Origin of the sequence: Paenibacillus sp. MCAF9 (genome assembly GCF_052114265.1) — a bacterium.
In the GTDB taxonomy this organism is placed as follows: domain Bacteria; phylum Bacillota; class Bacilli; order Paenibacillales; family Paenibacillaceae; genus Pristimantibacillus.
Genome location: NZ_JBFREL010000038.1, coordinates 1 through 19,990, shown reverse-complemented (window position 1 = coordinate 19,990; position 19,990 = coordinate 1). Strand labels below are relative to the sequence as shown.

Sequence of the window (19,990 nt, the reverse complement as noted above, 5' to 3'; positions counted from 1 at the left end):
TCGAGTCCATAAACGGTCTCGATTACGTTGTCCAAAATCCGCCAATTTCACTCTTACTTTATAAGTACGAGTATCTGTACCTTGATTTCATCTTATCACTGTTATAAGTTAAGATAAATTTAAACAAATTGAATTATACTTAAGAAAAACTAAAACAAGGGAGATAGGTCATTCATGAATATCGAAAAGCTGGAGTATCTTGTTGAAGTTGTAAAAACGGGGTCGATCTCGGCTGCTGCTCAAAATCTTCATGTCACCGTATCGGCTATTAGCCAGGCGATTTCAAGCCTAGAAACAGAATGGGGGGTTGTCATCCTCAAGCGATCTCGGTCAGGAGCAGTACCAACAGCCGAAGGAATTGTCATTATAAAAAAGGTGTATGAAGTTCTTAACAAGTATAAAGAGCTAGTTGAGACCACACAGGGCTATTCTAATTCTGTACAAGGCCATTTGCGATTCGCCACCATTCCCGGCCACGCTTTTCTGATTGAGAATGCCGTCATGGATTTTAAAAAGGATTATCCGCAAATACGAATGGAAATTTTCGAGAAGGGCTCTCAGGAAATTATCGACGACATTCTGCATAATCGAGCCGACTTGGGTTTTATTATATTGTTTGAGAATCGCCTTGTTGAAAATATCGGACTGTCCATTGAACGCTTGATGAGTGTAAAGATGGTTGCTGCAGTAAGCACACAGTCTCCATTGGCGCTTAACAAAACGATTACGCCAGAGGAAATTATGCAGCAAACGATCGTCTTGTATAATGATGATTATGTGAAATGGTTTATGGATGACTTTCAAGCCAAATATGGCGCGGTGGATATTTTGTTTACGACAAACAACCCGAATTCGATTGGCAGGGCACTCCTAAATCATCATGCCGTAACCATCGGCCTTGATTATTCTTTTGTGAGTGATTTGTCCATTATTCGGGATCAATCGGTCATTTTGGAGCTCGATTTAACTGGCCAAGGTGCTGTTTATTTAGGCCTTATTCAGCCTGAAGGACATCACTCTACTCCGATCTCAAAGAGCTTTATTACCCGGCTTAAACATGATCTAGCGGATGTAAAAGCTAATTTTGAGTCGTAAACAACTCCCGCAAATAAGGACTCATGAACAAATCATGTGGGTCCATTTGCTTTCTTATTTCGGCAAATTCCTGCCACATCGGATAGCGCTTAATTAAATTGGCAGCTTTGAGCGTATGCATTTTCCCCCAGTGGGGTCTGCCTTCATACCGAAGAAAGATTTGCTCCATCACTTCAAAATAACGTTTGTACGGCATGCCTTTATACATATGGATTGCTATATAGGCAGAATCGCGGCCATACGCAGGACTAAGCCAGATTTCATCAGCCGCCACATATCGGCACTCAATAGGGAAATGAACATGGAATCGCTCACGTTCCATTGCCTCTCGCATTTCACGAATGACCGACGTCATGGCTTCTTTCGGCAAGCTGTATTCCATTTCATAAAAACGGACGGTTCTTTCTGTCGCAAATATGCGGTGGCTATAGTTCGCTTTTGTCGCAACGGGTACACTTGATGCACTTAACCTGCTTATGGCAGCACTTGCAGTGGGGATCATCTTACAAAGCCCTGATAGTAAGCCAAACAATGTGTTTTCAATTAGCTTTTCATTTACATATTCAATCCATTTGTTCGTAGGTATGGGCGCATCCGTCTCATTCATCAGTTTGACCTGACAAGTCTCCGCATATGGAAACCAAAAAAACTCAAAATGCCGGTTATCCTCTACAAGATTCGGCAATTGCGTCAAGCAGTCCGTCAAAGCCATACGTTTGCTCTCATAGGAAAGTACATAAGAGCTCCTTAAACGGAGCTTTACCTGAACAATAATGCCTAATGTGCCTAATGAAACCTGCAATGCTCGAAATACAGCCGGATGTGACTGAAGCGTATATTCCAGCACTTCTCCTAAGCCGTTTACGACCGTTATGCCAATCACCTGTGTAGCTATACTTCCTAAGCGCAGCCCTGATCCGTGAGTTCCTGTACTGATCGCACCTGCAATCGACTGAACATCTATATCGCCTAGATTTTCCTGCGCCAGTCCTTCTTCATGCAACAGCTCGCCTAACCGCTTCAGCTTCGTTCCTGCCCAGATGACAGCCGTCTGCTCGTCAGCATCCACACTCACCACTCCTTGCAGCTCGTCGAGCGATACAAGCACCTGATCAGAAGCAGCAACCGCCGTAAAAGAGTGCGCTGATCCTACAACGCGCAAATATTTCCCTTTATTCAAACACTCATGACGAACGATTGCCACTACTTCATCTATCGTCTTCGGATGCCGAATAAGCTCAGGAGCGGCAGTGACTGACCCCGACCAATTTGTCCAGCTTTTCCGATTCGCTTTCATAGGAAGCATTCCCCTTCTCCGCGGTAGGTTAAGTACTCATCAACAATGCCTTCCCCAGTTATCGCATACAGCATCGGAAACCGTTCACATAATTCCCCAGCCTTCGCATGCCGGAAAAAGATTGGATCTCCCAGCTCGAGAGCCAAACCGCTCGGACAACGAAGCGGCGTCTGCACCTCACCCGCGCCTTCTAACGAAATCAACCTTAAGCCTTCAGGCAAATGCGGCTGCGGCGCTTTTTCCGCGCTAACAGCACCTGAAGCGGTGTAACCCCCGCCCAAGCAGGTTACCATATCTAATCTAGGCTTCCGCACGACCTCCACCGCATATCCAGCAGCAGGCAAATACTGAAAACCAGCATAATGATCGAACAGCGTAGGACAATAAAAACCAGAGCCCACGGTGATCTCCGTTACTCCCTGCTCCAGTTTAGAGCTGCTTATACTCCCAGTACCTCCAGCGTTTACAAAGCGCAGTTCCCCTCCTAACGCATGAATACCTTGCAGCACTTCCTCACGCCTTTCAGCTACTTCTCGAATTGAACGCCGCTTCATCTGGCGGATGACTGAATTTTTTAACCACTGTCCTGAGACTTGATCCCCTAACCCAGCAATTTGCGCCTCGTACCCCATTACACCGTCCAGCCTTACCCATTTGGATTGCATAATCCTATCGGCAATCGGCTTAGCCAGCGGCCATGTGGTTACCGGAGATCTCCATATGCCAAAATGCAGTCCTGGATAGTTTGCAGACATATCGATATCCAGACAAAGCGCTGCCTGTACGCCAGTGGCTGCTGCAAGCCGCTCGATATGCTCCACATGCTGAATGGAATCAACCATAAATACAACCGTTCGGCCACTAGCTGCAGCTTCTAACAGAATTGATATTTCGCCCGGCTCCCAAACGGGATAACCAAGCAGCAAATCATCAAAGCCATGCTTCAGCAGAAAAGCCGCCTCTCTTGCCGTATAACACATGACGCCTTGATACACTTTGTCTGAATGAAGAATACGTCGAAGAACCTCCACAGACCTTATTGATTTGCTTGCGATACGAATTTTCTTGTCACCCGCCGCAGCCGCAATGGATCTACTATTCGCATCCAATAAATCAAGATTTACATAAGCAAAAGGCTTCGCTGTCTGCGCAAAAATCCTTTTATATTGCTCATAGTGAGGGAGCTCGATAGGCCATTCTCCATTCTGTTTAAGCATGTTTATTTTTACATTATATTCCTCACTTCTAGTTGAAATCCTTTTTATTTGCTGGCGCTTAGCTTGGCGGGAATGTGAGCAGCCTTGCGTTTGCCGCAAATCCGATAACAAAAAAAGAGCTGCCCTTCTCCCGCCAGCGGCGTTTGAAAGACAGCTCTTTTTTGTATATTCGAAAATGATCTTACGCTTTGTTTGATGAACCAAACTCACGCATTTTGCCCATAACGGTTTGTTTGATTCCTTCGCGACCTGGAGCAAGGAATTTACGCGGATCGAAAGCTTCGGAATCTGCGCTCAACACTTCACGAACGATTTTTGTGAATGTGATTTGGTTTTCTGTATTTACGTTGATTTTCGCTGTTCCTAGCGAAATGGATCTTTTGATGTGCTCAGTTGGGATACCTGTGCCGCCATGCAATACTAGTGGCAATTTGATTGTTTGGCAAATTTCTTCCATTTCTTTGAAGCCTAGGTTTGGTTCACCTTTGTAAGGACCGTGAACGGAACCAAGTGCAGGAGCAAGGCAGTCAATACCAGTACGTTGTACTAGCTCGAAGCACTCCTTAGGATCTGCATAAATAACGCCTTCAGCTATTACATCGTCTTCTTGTCCGCCAACTGTACCTAGCTCAGCTTCAACAGAAACGCCGCGCTCGTGCGCGTATGCAACAACCTCTTGAGTCGTTTTTACGTTTTCTTCAAATGGTGAGTGTGAAGCATCGATCATAACGGATGTAAATCCAGCATCGATCGCAGCTTTACATTTTTCAAAGCTGGAACCGTGATCCAAGTGGATCGCAACAGGAACTGTAATTTTCATTTCTTCAATTAGTGATTTCACGATTGCAGTTACAACTGTGAAACCTCCCATGTAACGAGCTGCGCCTTCAGAAACGCCAAGGATAACCGGGGATTGCTCTTCTTGAGCAGCGCCTAGAATGGCTTGTGTCCACTCCAAGTTGTTGATGTTGTATTGACCAACTGCATAGCCTTCTTTTAACGCTTTGTTCAACATTTCTTTCATTGATACCAATGCCATATTAAAATCCTCCTTAGAGTTTAACTAACTATTTTTAATCATGTAAATGCCTGATTATATTGTGACAATTATCACTAATGCATAGTCAGGACCATTAACATTCTGAATACCCGATACTTCTTTATCAATCACCCAACTATTGTACATCTTTATCCTTTAATAAATCAACTTATTTTGCCCCTAAATAACGAACACTTCCCAGCTGCAATCGCTTACACATAGGTTTTTCATCATTTTTTTCTCGAAAATAATAAAGTGAAGCAATAAAGTAATTTTATTCATGATTTACAAATGCTGATCAACATATCAAGGGATGTTTAGAGTTTGTACAGAGCAGGATGGTATAATTAGGAATGTGCTAATTAGCATATTTTTACAAATCGATGACCACAACCAGGAGGAAAAATCATGCATGTTGATCATCTACACAAAGATTCATTTTTTAGAAGGATTTTATTAGTTGTTACTTCCTTTATTTTGGTACTCTCAGCGGCGCCGATAACGCCTGTGCTGGCGAGCTCCGAGCCGGACTCGCTGCCAATCTATGTCGGCTGGCAAAATTTTAATCATACCGGTCCTACTGCAGTTGTATCTAATGATGCGACCAGAGTGCTGAGTTTCCCGGCTATTCCGGGCCGAAATAACACCGCCACAACAGCGAACGGACGATTAAGAGTAGTGCCGGTTACGAATGATTCAAGCGGCATCGTCGTTCGTACAAATAAAATTAAGCTTGACGGCGGTTTTAGTACTTATTTTGTCATGCATTTGAATGGAAGCACTTCGTTAAATAATTTAAACTTTCCGGGACCCGCTGATGGTCTAACCTTTATTATTCAGGATAATCCGACTCCTGTTCTAGGCGGGGTAGGCGAAGGCGTAGGCTATGCCGGTATTCCAAACTCCGTAGGTGTAGAGTTCGATACGTGGAAAAACCTCGGACCACATAAGGGAATTCAATACAATGATCCCAACACCCCTTTTAATCGCTTAAATCAATATCATCCGATAACGAATCCAACCGGTCCTACTGCAGACCATGTCGCTATTGTAATGAATGGCAACAACCATCATCAACAGGGCAGCGGCGACGTTATTGATAATTTGCAAGGCGCTAATTTCCGTTTGTACGATTACGGCGCAAGCAATGCTTACGTTCATGTTTGGGTTGATTATGACGAGAATGGCAATCTTACCACTACCTATGGTTTAAGTAATAATCGAACGAATGCGGATAACAGATCACTGACTCGCAATGTCGGCAAATCCCTTATGAACAAAGAGGTATATGTAGGCTTTGGCGCAAGTACAGGGGGAGCCAACTCCCATCATGATATTCTGGCATGGTATTTCAAAAACTCCTACGTTGAAGGAGGACTAAAATCCGACGGAAATTACAAGCAAGGACCAAGTGCAGTTACAATCAATAAAGTATTCTCCACAGGTGTTGGAGCACAGACGGGTATTGATATCAAGGTCAACGGCATTAGCAAAAGTGATAACTTGCCTAATGAAAAGGTTGATATCTATGTTAACAATCAATTAGTAGACGGCGAGTACAGTACAAATAGTGATGGCGTGCTTGTTTATACCTTTGATGATTCGAGTCATCTGCAGGCCGGTACCAACAATATTACCGTAGTCACCCGTAACGGAGGCACTTCTGCGAGCAGCTCAGCGATTATGACTGAGGCGCCTGTAGCAGATAACATCGTATTGTCCTATACGGCTAAAGGTAATGTGACGATTACAGGAGTTCCGAATGGAGTAGCCGTAACCCTATACGACGACAATCATGAAGTCATTGCAACTTCATCAATTGCAACGAACGGAACGGCTCTCTTGACATTGACCGAAGAAGGCAAGGATATACTGGCTGGCGCCAGCCAAATTGATATTTCATATGCAAAAAGTGGTGAAGTAGCCAGCGACGTAACTGCAGTAACTCCAATTTTACGGAGCAGTGCGCCTGAAAAAGAGAAAATTACTACAAATGTACCCAAAAACACAGTAACCGTTAAAGACGTACCGCCGGGCTCAACGGTTAACGTGTATGGCGACGATGATGAGCTCATCGGTACGGGAACCAACAACGGCGATAAAGAATCAGAAGTTGTAGTTACTATTAATTCGCCAACCAAGCTTCATGAAGGTGACATCATTGAAGTTACAATTACAGAAGAAGACGGGAAGCCTGAAAGCGAACGAGTAACAAGCATTGCGAAGCTGGAGAGCGACCCGTTGGACGAGAAAAAAATTACAACAAACGCAACGAACAATACGGTAACGATTAAAGACGTACCGCCAGGTACAACTATCAACGTTTATGACAAGAACGGCGAGGTTATTGGAACAGCTACTAACACTGGCACGGAAGCAGATATTGTAGTTGAAATTAAAGAACCGCATACGCTTGAGGCAGGCGACAACATTAAAGTTACAGTTACAGAGACAGGCAAGCTCGAAAGCGAGCCAGTGTCTAGCGAAGCGAAGCTCGGCAGCGTGCTTGACACAAATAACGTTAAAACGAACGCAACAAACAATACCGTAACCGTCAAGGATGTACCGCCGGGTGCAACCATTCTAGTATACGACGAGAACGGTGATGTTATCGGTAAGGCTACAAATACAGGCACATCAAAAACAGCCGTTGTCGTTACTATTGAACCTACAAACGCGCTTGCTGAAGGCGATATTGTAAAAGTTACGATCACAGAAGACGGTCATCTGGAAAGTAAACCGATATCGAGCGAAGCAAAAACGGAAAGCGCTCCGCTTGAGAGCAACAATGTGGAAACAAACGCAACGAAAAACGCAGTAACCGTTAAAGATGTACCACCAGGTGCAACTATCAACGTATATGACAAGAACGGCGATGTTATTGGTACAGTTACAAACACGGATACGTCCATAGCTACCGTTGTAGTTAACCTTGAAGCCCCGCATGTACTTGGTGAGGGAGACTTGGTTAAGGTTGCAATTGCAGAAGTTGGAAAGCTGGAAAGCCCATCCACTTCTAGCACAGCAAAAATAGATAGTGGCTCACCGGAAAGTTCAAAGGTTAAAGCAAGTGTATCGACTGGCAGCGTTAAGGTAGTAGAGGTGCCTGCTGGGGCGACCATTATTGTATACGACGAGAATGGTACAGAGTTGAAACGTGCGGTAAATGCCGGAGAAGAGACGGGAACCGTTGTCATCGAAGGACTTGACCTTGAGCCTGGAACCAAAATTCAAGTGACATTAACGGAAAAAGACAGATATGAAAGCAAGCCCTTGCTTATAACGGTCGAATTCACGACAGACGAAGCCATTGATGATGCACTGAGGGCCCTGCAAATTGGTTACCAAGCAAACGATACATGGGAGAGTGTTACGCTTCCTGTACTCATTGTAACAACAGGGGCCAATGAAACGATGATCGATTGGACTTCCAACAAGCCAAGTGCAATTGAAATTTCATTGCCTGAGAATGGATCAATCAAGACACTTGTTCATCGTCATGCAAAGGATGAGAGTGTTATACTCACCGCTTCCGTTTCTAAAAATGGTGTAACGAAAACCCGCACATTCCTGTTAATTGTCAAAGCCGAGAACCTAACAAAGACAACAATCGAGAATTATCGACAAGTCCCTGTTGTTGGCGGCTCAGACAACGAGGTGAGTGAGCCGGTTGGCATTAATCGTGTTATGTTGTCAAATGGAATAAAAATTGACAAAGCCATTTTTGATCCGGCAGCAGCAGCAAGGTTTATTAATGATCTTAGAACAAAAAACGGAGTATCAACTGTATTTGTTGATGAGGTTGCAGGAGACGAGCCAGGTGAGATTGCTGTCGAAATTCCTGGACAATCTATAAGACTGTTAAACACAAACCAAAATACGTTGGATATACGTACAGAATATGCAACGATATCCATTGCTGCAAATGTTATTGACCGAATGGCAGATCGTTATCTTGACTTGTTTTTCCGCTTAATTCCAGTAAAAGATGCTGGTCATCAAACGGAATTAAATACCAGCATTGTGAATGAGACAGTTGTCAGAGCAGCAGCTGGAAGCCGAAATGTTGCAGTAATCGGCTCATCGTTGGAAATTGAAACAAACTATCGCGATTACACAACAACACTGTTCTTACCATTTGCAAAGAACGGAATCACCGTGCCTTCAAGCAACTACGACAGCTTTTTAGATTCGCTGCGAGTTTTTGTAGAGCATAGCGATGGAGAAAAAGTGGTAATGAAACCTGCCGTTGTGTACAGCGGTGATACTGCAATTGGGCTAGAGATTGAAATTGACAAGTTCAGCATTTTCTCCGTTATTCAGTTAACAGAACGGTCGACAGGTGAAAGTACCGTCATACCCGCTCAGCCTGTGACGGAGCAAGTGAAGAAGACCACCATCGATCCAAAAGTGGGAACCATTGTTCTTGATCTAGTTGATGGCAGCGGTAAGGTGGACACATCAGGCTTTATAGTAAAAATTAGTGGCAAGGCAGTGGAAATAAAAGACGTTAAAATGGATGGCAATCAAGTTATTATTCAGCTGAAGAATCCTATTCCCGTTGGTTTTGAAGCAACCGTGTCTTATAAGCCGGGCAGCGGCTTCACAGGCACTTTGAAGTCTTTCACTGACCTGAACATTGCAAACCCTGGCCATCATAATGCTTATATTAAAGGCTTCCCTGATGGCACATTCCGCCCGAATAACACGATCACGAGAGCGGAGATGTCGGCTTTACTAGCACGCAACAAAAATTTACCTAATGTTTATGAATACCAAAAGCTCTACCCGGATGTTGCAAAAGGCTTCTGGGCCGCAGCTAACATCGAGCAGCTACAAGATATTGGATTAATGATTGGCGATAAGCAGGGCAACTTCCGGCCAAATGACCGCATAACGAGAGCCGAAATGGCAATGATTGCGGCCAAATGGTTAAATGCTGATCTTAAAGGACCATTCACGAACACATTTGAGGACGTATCTGATCAGCACTGGGCTGCAGCAGCTATTGCCGCTGTAAGCAAAGCAGGGGTTATGATCGGTTTTGAAGATGGCTCGTTCGGTCTGAAGGAATATGTAACACGTGCGCAAGCAGTTACCATTATGAACCGTTTGCTAGGAAGAGGACCGCTTACAGGTGTGACAACACCATCTTGGCCGGATGCGACTTCTGCTCACTGGGCATTCGAGCATATTGAAGAAGCTTCAAAAGATCACTATTATACGTATCTTTCGGATGGTAAAGAGCTATTATTTAAGCAATAGCACCATCCGCCGCTATTGAAGTGGATTCAAGCTCGACAATTCATTCATACTCAAAAGCCAAGAAAATGCTGGGTTATAACTAGCATATTTCTTGGCTTTTCTCTTACTGCGCAATCAACATGAAGGACTGTAAAGCCGTGTCAAAGTCAAGATCCCAGCGTTCTACACGAAGCTGAGATCGGTCTTTTATGACGGATTATCCTATAAGGTTATCCTTTTCTACAACCGATACTTCAAGACCGCCAAACTTTGTCGCTAGCTTACTATAGATGAAGGCACTTAACATCCCAATCAAGCCATAAACAAAAATTAGTATAACGGGCATTATAATATAAGGAATTCCTGCTGACAGTAAGCCTGGTTTGCCAATAGCGAGTCCAATAATCGCGACTAAAAAGCCTAAAGCAACCATAATGGATAATGGAATAATAGCAAAATATAATGTCGCTTTAAAAGCACTCTTCGGCCCTATTTTTATGATTTCTAATTTTTTCATAACACTTTCCCCCTTCTATTAATTACAGTTTTGATATATTTCCCACAATAACATAATGTTACATTATTTTCTTTGTACTTTTTATTAAATTCTTGCAAATTTTCTTAAAGCTGCCCCTCTCCAAACACCTCAGACCGATACTTCTTAGGCGTTACGCCCAAAGCTCCTTTAAACACCCTGCAAAAATAAGAGGAGTTTTGAAATCCAACCTCGCTTGCTATTTCACTAACACTTTTCGATGTCGTCTCCAGTAGATGACATGCCTCTCTTAGTCGCCTAGAACAAATGAACTTCGTCAGGCTGCTGCCTGTTTTTTCACTGAAAGTGTGGGACAAATAAAAGGTAGATAGATGAAGCTCGTCCGACAGGCTCTCCAGCATAAACTTATCTCTAAAGTTTGCATCCACCCAGTTGATAATCAGCTTGATCGTCAACGAGGATTTTGGCTCAGGTGCTGGGGTCTTTATCGGCGTCAGCTGCTTTTCGAAGTGGCGGAGCTGCTGCAGAAAGGAAATAACGAATAATAGATATTCCTCATGCCATTTGGAGGGAGGGACATTTTTCAACCTTATACTCAGCATCTCATAGAGGTTTATAAATTCATTTTGGGCTGGTGGCATATATAGAACAGGATGAGTTAGCGTGGACTTCCATAGAACAGAAAAAAACTTATGAAGCGATGGAAAGATCGCGAGTGCCGAAGACACAGGAAATGGATCAAACATAAACACGGTCCGTACAAAACGCTCGCTCACCTCCAGCCGGTGCAGCTGGAAAGGCTGGAAAAGCAGCAGCGTACCCGGTTTAATTGGAAATTGGCAACCATGGATGTGGGCGATGCCTTCGCCTTCATACACATATAGGAATTCCATGCTTTGGTGAGCGTGGAACACCTCCCAGCTGCGCTGATTGCTTGTCTTAAAATAGTTGAGATGGAAAGGCTCCTTGTTCAAATTCACGTTCGTGCTAAGCTTCATACGATCCCTCCTGCATCATGAAATCTATAATGAAAGCGCTTCTAATAATTGTAGCAAAAGACAGCAACAAAATATCATTTTCTAGCAATGAAATGAAAATTGCAGCGCTTACATTTTGTTATGCTGGAAGTATGTCAGACATTTAAAGGAAGTCATCATTCTTTTCATAAAAGGTGGTGAAGCCCTGCCCTGCATACTGCTTCAAGAGACCGAATGTAGAACGATCAATTAAAGGAGGAATGAGGATGTTTCATTTAAATTCAGCTATAAAAGATTTAAAAACCAAACATTTTTGTACAGCTATACTCTCTTCGTTAATCATTTTCTCATCTCTTGGCCTTTCTTCCGTTGAAGCTGCTGTTGATCCCTCTTTGCCAAACTGGACCACCGCAGGCTACAAAGGCGGGCAAGCGCTGCCAACCGGCGGTACAATTATTGATCTAACGACAAAGGGCATTTTGGCTAACGACGGTGTTGACGATTCAAATGCGCTCCAGCAAGTCATTAACGATATTCGTAGCGGTACGCTGAAAGTAAATGGTCAAGCAGTTAGTGATTCCAACCGGGCTATTCTAAAATTGCCTGCCGGCCAAATCGATTTAAATAAACAGGTTCGTGTGGACGCGAGCTACGTTACGATCCGGGGTGCAGGCAATAACACTGCGACTGGAACAAGGATTGTTTTCAAGCCATCAGCTACTTACTCCGAAGACCCTGCAAACCCTGGAGCCCCGTTAATTGACGGGAAGCTGTGGCCTGGTTATGCCGCATTTCGAGTCGAAGACCGCACCAAGCACGCTAACGATTCTACTTATGAAGGAAGCATTAATTTTCACTGGCTGAGCGGAGAAAGAGTCGCTTCCAGCGGTGGCGGCACCAAAGGCAGTACACAAATAAAGGTAGCTTCCGGCAAAGGCAGCTCGTTTCAGGCAGGCAGCACCGTTTATGTGGGAGCTGCGAACACGGTCGCCTTTTATGATCAAATGCAAGGTCCCGAGCAGTATCGCTACAACGGCCATATGCGGACACAAATGTTTACGGTAGCCAGCGTCAGCGGGGATACGCTAACGCTCGATAAGCCGCTTGAATTTGATGTTCCATTCAGCAACGGCGGGCTGCTGCCTGCAGATCCTGGCGGATCCAATGCGACCTATTACAGTAAAGTAATGAAAGTAACGACGGTAAAAGGCGTTGGATTCGAAGATTTCTACTTTACGCAAGACATTTCCTATACACCTTATGCCTCAACGATAAATGCCAACGATTATGATGCAGCATCAAATCCCGGCGGAGTCGGGCTGAAGTACAAAAATGGGGCATTGGAGTACGCCCTGCACGGCATTTTGTTCAAATGGGCGCAAGACGGCTGGGTAAAGGGCATTCAGACTTATATGACAGGCTCTCATCCGATCGTAACCGAATTCGCCAAAAATATGGAGATTCGCAATAATATTATTTTCGGCTCATGGAATAAAGGCAAGGGCGGTCATGGCTACGTCCGGGGCTCCAAGCTGTATGACAGCAAAATAATCGGAAACAAAATCGACCGTGTGCGCCATCTCACGCTTCAATGGTCAGCAACAGGCAATGTTGTTCAAAATAATGCGCTCACAACAGATATGAACTTGCATGGCGGCTGGGAACGCAGAAATCTGATTGAACAAAATACGATTAATATCCCTTTTGAACACAGCTCATGGGGTGAAGGAGAAGGCGGTCAGGATGTACTTGAGGGCACTTGGTACCCGATTTGGTACGGTGCTGGCCCGCACGCTACAAAGTGGTCGGGATCGACAGGTGAACAAAACGTTTTTTTCAACAACACCATGGCGAAACAAGAGACAAAAGGCGGCCCTTATGTCAGCTACGCGCCTTACAACCAACTCAATAAAATCTATCAGCTTGGATGGGATGGCATGGCTTGGGCTCATTTGCAAAAACCAACAGGCACGTTCATCAGCACATGGGGCGGCAACGAAAAAGTAGATTTCACTTCTTCTTTCAATAAAGGCGTATATGCATGCTTGTCATTCACGGGTGCATCCTTGCTTGGCAGCGGCACAGCGACCAATACGTGCACAAGCCCAGAAACCCCAGATACGCAGGCGCCAACCGTGCCGACAGACTTAACAGCAGCTGCGGTATCAAGCTCACAAATTAATTTAAGCTGGACTGCAGCCTCAGACAACGTAGGCGTCACCGGATATGATGTATACCGCAACAGTTCACTAATTGGCAGTGTAACCGGCACTTCATATAGCAATACGGGACTCCTAGCGAGTACAGCTTACAGCTATACCGTAAGAGCGAAAGACGCGGCTGGAAATACGTCTGCTCCGAGCAATATAGCAAGCGCAAAACACAAGCTGGCGGGGGCGGCGGTACTAACATTATTCTAAGCCCGTCAGACGACTCCTATGTACATGAAAGCAATGGAGCAAAAAACTACGGGGACGCCGCATCCATGTATGTGAAGACGGACGCCTCGCAAACTCGTTATTCCCTTCTTAAATTCAATCTCAGCTCGATAACCGGAACAGTAACGAATGCCAAGCTTCGCGTTTATGGAAGCGCATCTGCCACAACTACTTTAACGGCATCACAGACAACGGACTCTTGGGCGGAAGCCGCAGTGACTTGGGCTAATAAGCCTCCAATAGGCACAGCTGTTGGTTCTGTAGTAATGAATACAACCGCTGCATATTACGAGATTGATGTAACGGCCTACGTGCTGGCTCAAGCAGCCGGGGATGCTGTTGTTTCTTTTGTACTCAGTGAATCTGCTGGGAAGTATACCACGCTCAACACCAGCGAGAACTCGTCCAATAAGCCAGAGCTCATTGTTACAAATTAATTTGTTCATCCGCAAAACCAGGTTTATTTTGAAGGAGATGAAGACGTGACTAAGTCTTTTAAGTCCATTGGTCTGTTAATGAGTATTTTTATGATGATATCGATGCTGAATGTTGGCGCCGTGTTTGGTGCCACCTCTACACTCAGTCCTACTGATGACTCTTATGTTTATGAAAGCAATGCAGCTACAAATTATGGTTCTGCTACTTCCATGTTCGTTAAAAATACTAGTGGATCAGAGCGGCTCACGTTTCTGAAATTTAGTTTGAATGGCCTTTCTGGCATTACAAGCGCTAAGCTTCGGGTCTATGCGAAAGCATCATCAACCTCTACCTTAACCGCTTCTCAAACGGCAGACAGCTGGACACAAACAGCACTTACATGGAGTAGCAAACCTGCAACCGGCAGCCATATCAATAGTGCAGCTCTAACAACCAGCTTTCAATATGTAGAAATTGATGTAACGGCCTACGTGCAAGGGCAAGCGAGCGGCGATGGTGCTGCTTCCTTTGTATTATCAGAAACGGCTGGGAAATATACAGAAATAAATAGTAAGGAGAATACCACCAATAAACCAGAGCTGGTTGTCGTCTCCAGCATCGGCGGAGGGGGAGGAGATACAATCGCACCGACTGCACCAACTGGTTTGGGCGCCTCCGTTGCTTCGAGCAGTCAAATTAACTTGAGCTGGAACGCTTCCTCGGATAATGTGGGCGTGACTGGATATGACATCTACCGCGGCGGCGGTTTTCTCAAATCGGTAGCCACAACTACAGCCAGTGATACTGGCTTGTCCGGGTCGACAACCTACAGCTATTACGTAAAAGCAAAGGATGCGGCAGGCAATCAGTCCGTTTCGAGCAATACCGTCAGCGCTACTACACAGTCCGGCGGGATAGCAGCTTGTTCCGGCGCATTAACCTCCGCAGCTGCTATTCAAGCTGCGATGATCAATGCGAGCGCAGGTACGATAATCACGATTGCGCCAGGAACCTACTCGGGTATTCGAGCTGCAAGCGGTGATCCTAGATTGGATGCTAACGGCGTTCCAACCGGAGTTTTCTATTCTGGCGCCAGCGGCACTTCCGGCAGCCGCATCGTGTTGAAGGGTTGTGACCCAGCTAATCCCCCTATATTGCAAGGACCCGCCACCAATGATGGTTCTTATGGCATTCATCTTACAGGCGACTATTGGGACATTCGCGATATTAAAGTAACAAGAGCACAAAAGGGGATCATGATTGACAATGGAAACTACAACTTCATCTACAAGGCCGAAATATACAATGTGGGCGACGAAGGCGTTCATTTCAGAGACGGCAGCTCCTACAATACACTGGATAACGCCAACATTTATGATACTGGAAAATATCAAGCGGGATACGGTGAAGGCGCTTATGTAGGATCGGATGAAAGTGCTGCTTACGAGCACACCGTCATTGGCAATACTATAAGATACACCACTTTCGGCCCTGGAATAACAGCTGAGCATATCGATATTAAAGAGGGTGCTGACGGAACTCTCGTGGAATTTTGCACATTTAACGGCACTGGAATTTCCGGGGCAAACTCAGCGGACAGCTTTATTGACGTGAAGGGGGTTAACTCCAAGATCTACAACAATACTGGCAGCCGCAATGGCAACAGCAGCGTAGTCGATGCGTTCCAGAATCGCACACACGGCTCAAGCTATCCAACTGGCACCAATAATGATTTCAAAAACAACAATGTCCACTTGGACGGGGTCGGGTACATCGTAAACGCAGTAGGCGGTTCAGCTAAAGTGAAAGACAACACAAGATTCGACGGCTCTTCTAATCTGTATAAAGGAAAGTTTACCCTATATTAATAGCTTATAAAAAATAGCAGCCCCTTTGTCGCTTTAATAAGTAGACACCGAATAAATCGATCAAAGCCCCAGTACAATTGCACTGGGGTATTTTTGTATTATTTTACATAAAAATATTAATATCTCATAAATTTATCCCTAAAAATAGTTCAAATGTTGTAACAATCGACACAAACAAACAAAATAATATAGTTATTACCGTCTATATATTAAATTTTTGGAAGATTATATACTTGTTGTTGAAATTAACAAAATAGTTTAGGAGGATGTCTATGAAACGCAAACTGATAAGCAGAAAGCTCATCCGCATAACCGTCATTGTATTATCCACTTTGTTATTATTGGCTCAATTGGAAGCGGTGTCAAAAACCGTGTCCGCCAATGCTCCTCAGCAGCAAGCTGCATTAACGGCCTCATCGTGGGTGTCCACCCAAGTGTATTTAACCGGCGATGAAGTGAGCTACAATAACAACAACTATCGAGCCAAATGGTGGACACAAGGCGATATACCCGGTGCTGGCGCTCCATCGAGCTCACCATGGATGCTGCTTGAGCCAGGTACGGGCGGGGGCAACCAAGACCCAACTCCACCTACAGCTCCAACGAATCTTGCCTCGCCAGGAAAAACCGCTAATTCAGTCACATTAACTTGGAATGCTGCAACAGACAACATTGCTGTTACCGGTTACGATATTTACCGCGGCGCTACAAAAGTTGGTTCCACAAACGCCTCCACATTAACTTACACCGATACTGGCTTGCAGCCAGACACTTCGTATATCTACTCTGTATCCTCAAAAGACAGCTCCAACAACACAACAGCAAGTACGCCCATCACCGTAAAAACCTCTCTTGCCGAACTGAATGTCGGACAAAGCCGCGTTCTAACCGATGAACAAATTACAGCACAATGGGGTGGAATTGATCCTCAATATTCACCAGCAAACGCAGCGGCAGCCGTACAAGCCGCACTGCCAAAAACAGAATATGAAGCACTGTTCCCGATGCGTATCGGCACACCTGCATGGCACACTTTCGCTGCTAGCAAAACGTATTATAAACCTGGTCAAGTCGACTATTATTCTTATGACAACCTAATCGCTGCAGTAACAGACGTTGCAAACATTAAGTACAAGCTTGAATACCGCCAAGGTGCTACATGGAACAACCGTGTATTCCGCTTGAACAAAACAACGAAAACAGAAACACTCATTTCTCAAAATGCAGATTTCAACGCTTCATGGAATTTGACAGTACCGGTCATCTCTAAAACGGTTGATTTTGGCACATTTATTAAAGAAGGTTCCGCTGTAAACCGCAAGCGCGAGCTGGCAGCTTTCCTCGCGAATATTGCGCATGAAACAGGCGGAGGCTGGGCGACAGCACCTGGCGGCGAGCTGAGCTGGGGACTATTTTGGAATGAAGAAGTCGCTTATATTAATTCCACAAACACAGGGTACATTCAAAGCCATGCTGAATTCCCTCCAGTTCCAGGCAAGTCGTATCACGGACGTGGACCAATTCAGCTTAGCTGGAACTACAATTACGGACTTATTAGCGGAATTATTTATGGCACTCAGAACACATTGCTCCAACAACCTGAATTAATCGTAAACGACGGCAAGCTAGGTTTTATGACAGCTATCTTATTTTGGATGACTCCACAACCGCCGAAACCTTCTGCACATGATGTAATGGTCGGCAACTGGACACCATCTGCGTCAGACATTGCCAAAGGGTTAACGCCTGCTGGGTTTGGTGTAACCATTATGATTATTAACGGCAACTTTGAAGGAAACAAAGACGAGACGGACTACAGAGTCGGTCGCCGTGTTGGTCATTACCGTGACATTACGACGAGAATGGGCATCAGTATAACTGGCGAGAAAGTCAATACAATCGGGATGAGCCCGTTCTAACAAAGTAAAAACCAGCCAATCGATGCAGCTGAAAAGACTAAAACAGCAGCCCCTATTTGTTAAGGGCTGCTGTTTTAAGTGAAATGCAGGTATCTATCCTGCTCGGATGACTCGGCGTCTTTTCGCGTTCCAGAACTTGATCCATACGTCCCTATCGTCATCGCGATATAGACGAATACCTATGATTTTAAAAGGTGTCCAAATTTCATTAAAATAGTAGTGAGGCATATAACTCCATCCTTTAATAAAAATTCCAAGTTTCAGACTCTAGGATGAACTTATTCACTTATTCCGACTTGCCAGTATGTTCAGCAAAACGGTTACAGCTTCAGCTCTTGTGGCATGGTCTTGAGGGGCGAATTCATTATTGCCCTTCCCTTTTACAATGCCCGCTTGTTTTACGTAAGCAACGCTAGCTCTCGCCCACGCAGGAATATCATTATCATCCGCGAAGCTTGTTGCAGCAATGGCTTCCGTAGAATGACCCAAAGCTTTAGCTAGTATAACTGCCATTTCTGCGCGTGTAATCTCTGCATTCGGCCGGAAAGTGCCGTCCTCATAGCCATTAATAATACCTTCCTGTACCGCTTGTGCGATTGCTTTCTGCGCCCAAGCTGGAATCTTTGTTGTATCTGTGAATGACAGTTCCGCTCCCGCTTCTTGCGGCTTCAACAAATTCATCAGCATGACTGCAAATTCTCCGCGTGTCACGGTATGGTTAGGTCTAAATGTACCGTCCGGATAACCTGTCACGATTCCATTGCTAATCGCTTGCTTGATGTTATCTTCAGCCCAGTGTCTGGAGATATCAACTAAGCTAATCGTTGGTGTTGGTGACGGTGTCGGTTTTGGCGTAGGTACCGGAGTTGGTGTTGGCGCTGGTGTAGGTACCGGCAAACCACCTCCACCAGATACAACCTCTTTTGCACGTGTAACAATGATATTGTATTGCTTCTTTGTAACACCGTCTTCGGCTGTTACGTGAACGATGAATGTGTTCTCTCCTACTGAAAGCTGTTTGAAACCTAAATCTGTTTCATTAATCGTAGCTGTTGCATCACTCTTAGTAGCTGTAATCGTTGTACTCGTCACGTTATAGGCTACATTTCCGGTATAAGCGAATGTACCATTTACAAACTTCGGACTGAGTGTGACGCCGTTTAATGTCAGTTCGCTGAGCGTTGCATCTGCGCTTTGCGCACGTGTTACGATGACGGTGTATTTTTTTGTACTGCCGTCCTCTGCTGTGACTTGCACAGTAATGGTATTTTCACCTACTGAAAGCTGTTTCGGACCTAGATCATCAGCTGCAATGGCAGCCGCATCATTATTCTTAGCTGCTTCAACTATCGTGCTCGTCACGTCGTTAGCTGCATTTGCCGTATACTCCAAAGTTTCGCTGTCAAACGTTGGACTAAGTGTCACGCTGCTTAGAGTCAATGAGCTTAACGTTGCGTCTGTGCTTACTGCTCGCGTTACGGTAACCGTATAGTTTTGTGTGCTGCCGTCTTCTGCTGTTACATGTACGGTAATCACATTCGTTCCTACCGATAGCTTTTTCAAACCTAGATCGGCCGCTGTAATCGCAGCTGTTGCATCACTTTTGATTGCCGCAACTGTCGTGCTCGTCACATCGTTAGCTACTTCTGCTGTATACTCCAAAGTTTCGCTGTCAAACGTTGGGCTAAATGTAACGCCGCTTAGTGTCAATGAGCTTAACATTGCATCTGAGCTTGCTGCACGTGTTACGGTGACCGTATAATTTTTTGTACTGCCGTCTTCCGCTGTTACATGAACGGTGATCACATTCTCTCCTACCGTCAGCTGTTTCAGCCCTAGATCGGCTGCTGTAATCGCAGCTGTTGCAGTACTCTTGCTTGCCGCAACTGTCGTGCTCGTCACGTCGTTAGCTACATTTGCGGTGTACGTTAATGTGCCGCTGGCAAATGCCGGACTGAGTGTCACGCCGCTTAACGTCAATGC

12 protein-coding genes are annotated in these 19,990 nt (G+C 45.0%); 6 read left to right on the top strand and 6 right to left on the bottom strand.

Translation table 11 applies throughout. From position 1 onward, the window contains the following. Window positions 1–174 precede the first annotated feature (174 nt). Window positions 175–1,095 carry a LysR family transcriptional regulator gene (locus tag AB4Z45_RS29725; RefSeq protein ID WP_441912925.1) on the top strand — a complete coding sequence of 307 codons (921 nt, stop codon included), beginning with the start codon at window positions 175–177 and terminating at the stop codon, window positions 1,093–1,095. Here the strand turns inward: AB4Z45_RS29725 and AB4Z45_RS29720 are convergent. The 3 genes from AB4Z45_RS29720 to AB4Z45_RS29710 form a co-directional block, all read right to left on the bottom strand. After that, window positions 1,079–2,401, bottom strand: coding sequence for a D-arabinono-1,4-lactone oxidase (locus tag AB4Z45_RS29720; RefSeq protein WP_441912924.1), 1,323 nt, complete (start codon window positions 2,399–2,401; stop codon window positions 1,079–1,081). The two genes, AB4Z45_RS29725 and AB4Z45_RS29720, sit on opposite strands and share 17 nt — an antisense overlap. Next, a complete protein-coding gene (locus tag AB4Z45_RS29715) occupies window positions 2,389–3,609 on the bottom strand; it encodes an amino acid deaminase/aldolase (protein ID WP_441912923.1) in 1,221 nt (406 codons plus the stop codon). Before AB4Z45_RS29715 ends, AB4Z45_RS29720 begins: the two co-directional genes overlap by 13 nt. A gap of 181 nt (window positions 3,610–3,790) precedes the next feature. Continuing rightward, window positions 3,791–4,648, bottom strand: coding sequence for a class II fructose-bisphosphate aldolase (locus tag AB4Z45_RS29710; protein WP_054025684.1), 858 nt, complete (start codon window positions 4,646–4,648; stop codon window positions 3,791–3,793). Between the two features lie 408 nt (window positions 4,649–5,056). Between AB4Z45_RS29710 and AB4Z45_RS29705 the strand changes: the two genes are divergently transcribed. Then, window positions 5,057–9,913 (top strand): S-layer homology domain-containing protein, encoded by a 4,857-nt coding sequence (locus tag AB4Z45_RS29705; RefSeq protein ID WP_441912922.1) that lies wholly within the window; start codon window positions 5,057–5,059, stop codon window positions 9,911–9,913. A 196-nt stretch (window positions 9,914–10,109) separates the two neighbouring features. Here AB4Z45_RS29705 and AB4Z45_RS29700 read toward each other — a convergent pair whose 3' ends face one another. After that, window positions 10,110–10,409 carry a hypothetical protein gene (locus AB4Z45_RS29700; RefSeq protein WP_441912921.1) on the bottom strand — a complete coding sequence of 100 codons (300 nt, stop codon included), beginning with the start codon at window positions 10,407–10,409 and terminating at the stop codon, window positions 10,110–10,112. A gap of 104 nt (window positions 10,410–10,513) precedes the next feature. Then, window positions 10,514–11,386, bottom strand: coding sequence for an AraC family transcriptional regulator (locus tag AB4Z45_RS29695; RefSeq protein WP_441912920.1), 873 nt, complete (start codon window positions 11,384–11,386; stop codon window positions 10,514–10,516). A gap of 245 nt (window positions 11,387–11,631) precedes the next feature. Here AB4Z45_RS29695 and AB4Z45_RS29690 point away from each other — a divergent pair, with 245 nt between their 5' ends. From AB4Z45_RS29690 to AB4Z45_RS29675, 4 genes are all read left to right on the top strand, one after another. Next, complete coding sequence (locus AB4Z45_RS29690) at window positions 11,632–13,785, top strand: fibronectin type III domain-containing protein (protein WP_441912919.1); 2,154 nt, start codon at window positions 11,632–11,634, stop codon at window positions 13,783–13,785. After that, window positions 13,776–14,240 (top strand): CBM96 family carbohydrate-binding protein, encoded by a 465-nt coding sequence (locus AB4Z45_RS29685; protein WP_441912968.1) that lies wholly within the window; start codon window positions 13,776–13,778, stop codon window positions 14,238–14,240. Before AB4Z45_RS29690 ends, AB4Z45_RS29685 begins: the two co-directional genes overlap by 10 nt. Window positions 14,241–14,285: 45 nt before the next feature. Beyond that, a complete protein-coding gene (locus tag AB4Z45_RS29680) occupies window positions 14,286–16,088 on the top strand; it encodes a CBM96 family carbohydrate-binding protein (protein ID WP_441912918.1) in 1,803 nt (600 codons plus the stop codon). Between the two features lie 272 nt (window positions 16,089–16,360). After that, complete coding sequence (locus AB4Z45_RS29675) at window positions 16,361–18,007, top strand: glycoside hydrolase family 19 protein (protein ID WP_441912917.1); 1,647 nt, start codon at window positions 16,361–16,363, stop codon at window positions 18,005–18,007. Between the two features lie 282 nt (window positions 18,008–18,289). Here AB4Z45_RS29675 and AB4Z45_RS29670 read toward each other — a convergent pair. Further along, the coding region (locus AB4Z45_RS29670) for a cadherin-like beta sandwich domain-containing protein (protein ID WP_441912916.1) at window positions 18,290–19,990 on the bottom strand (1,701 nt) is incomplete at its 5' end.

What these genes read in the sequence shown, in the direction of transcription:
- AB4Z45_RS29725 (WP_441912925.1), top strand. Translation starts at nt 175, where the DNA reads ATGAATATCGAAAAGCTGGAGTATCTTGTTGAAGTTGTAAAAACGGGG.
- AB4Z45_RS29720 (WP_441912924.1), bottom strand. Translation starts at nt 2,401, where the DNA reads ATGCTTCCTATGAAAGCGAATCGGAAAAGCTGGACAAATTGGTCGGGG.
- AB4Z45_RS29715 (WP_441912923.1), bottom strand. Translation starts at nt 3,609, where the DNA reads ATGCTTAAACAGAATGGAGAATGGCCTATCGAGCTCCCTCACTATGAG.
- AB4Z45_RS29710 (WP_054025684.1), bottom strand. Translation starts at nt 4,648, where the DNA reads ATGGCATTGGTATCAATGAAAGAAATGTTGAACAAAGCGTTAAAAGAA.
- AB4Z45_RS29705 (WP_441912922.1), top strand. Translation starts at nt 5,057, where the DNA reads ATGCATGTTGATCATCTACACAAAGATTCATTTTTTAGAAGGATTTTA.
- AB4Z45_RS29700 (WP_441912921.1), bottom strand. Translation starts at nt 10,409, where the DNA reads ATGAAAAAATTAGAAATCATAAAAATAGGGCCGAAGAGTGCTTTTAAA.
- AB4Z45_RS29695 (WP_441912920.1), bottom strand. Translation starts at nt 11,386, where the DNA reads ATGAAGCTTAGCACGAACGTGAATTTGAACAAGGAGCCTTTCCATCTC.
- AB4Z45_RS29690 (WP_441912919.1), top strand. Translation starts at nt 11,632, where the DNA reads ATGTTTCATTTAAATTCAGCTATAAAAGATTTAAAAACCAAACATTTT.
- AB4Z45_RS29675 (WP_441912917.1), top strand. Translation starts at nt 16,361, where the DNA reads ATGAAACGCAAACTGATAAGCAGAAAGCTCATCCGCATAACCGTCATT.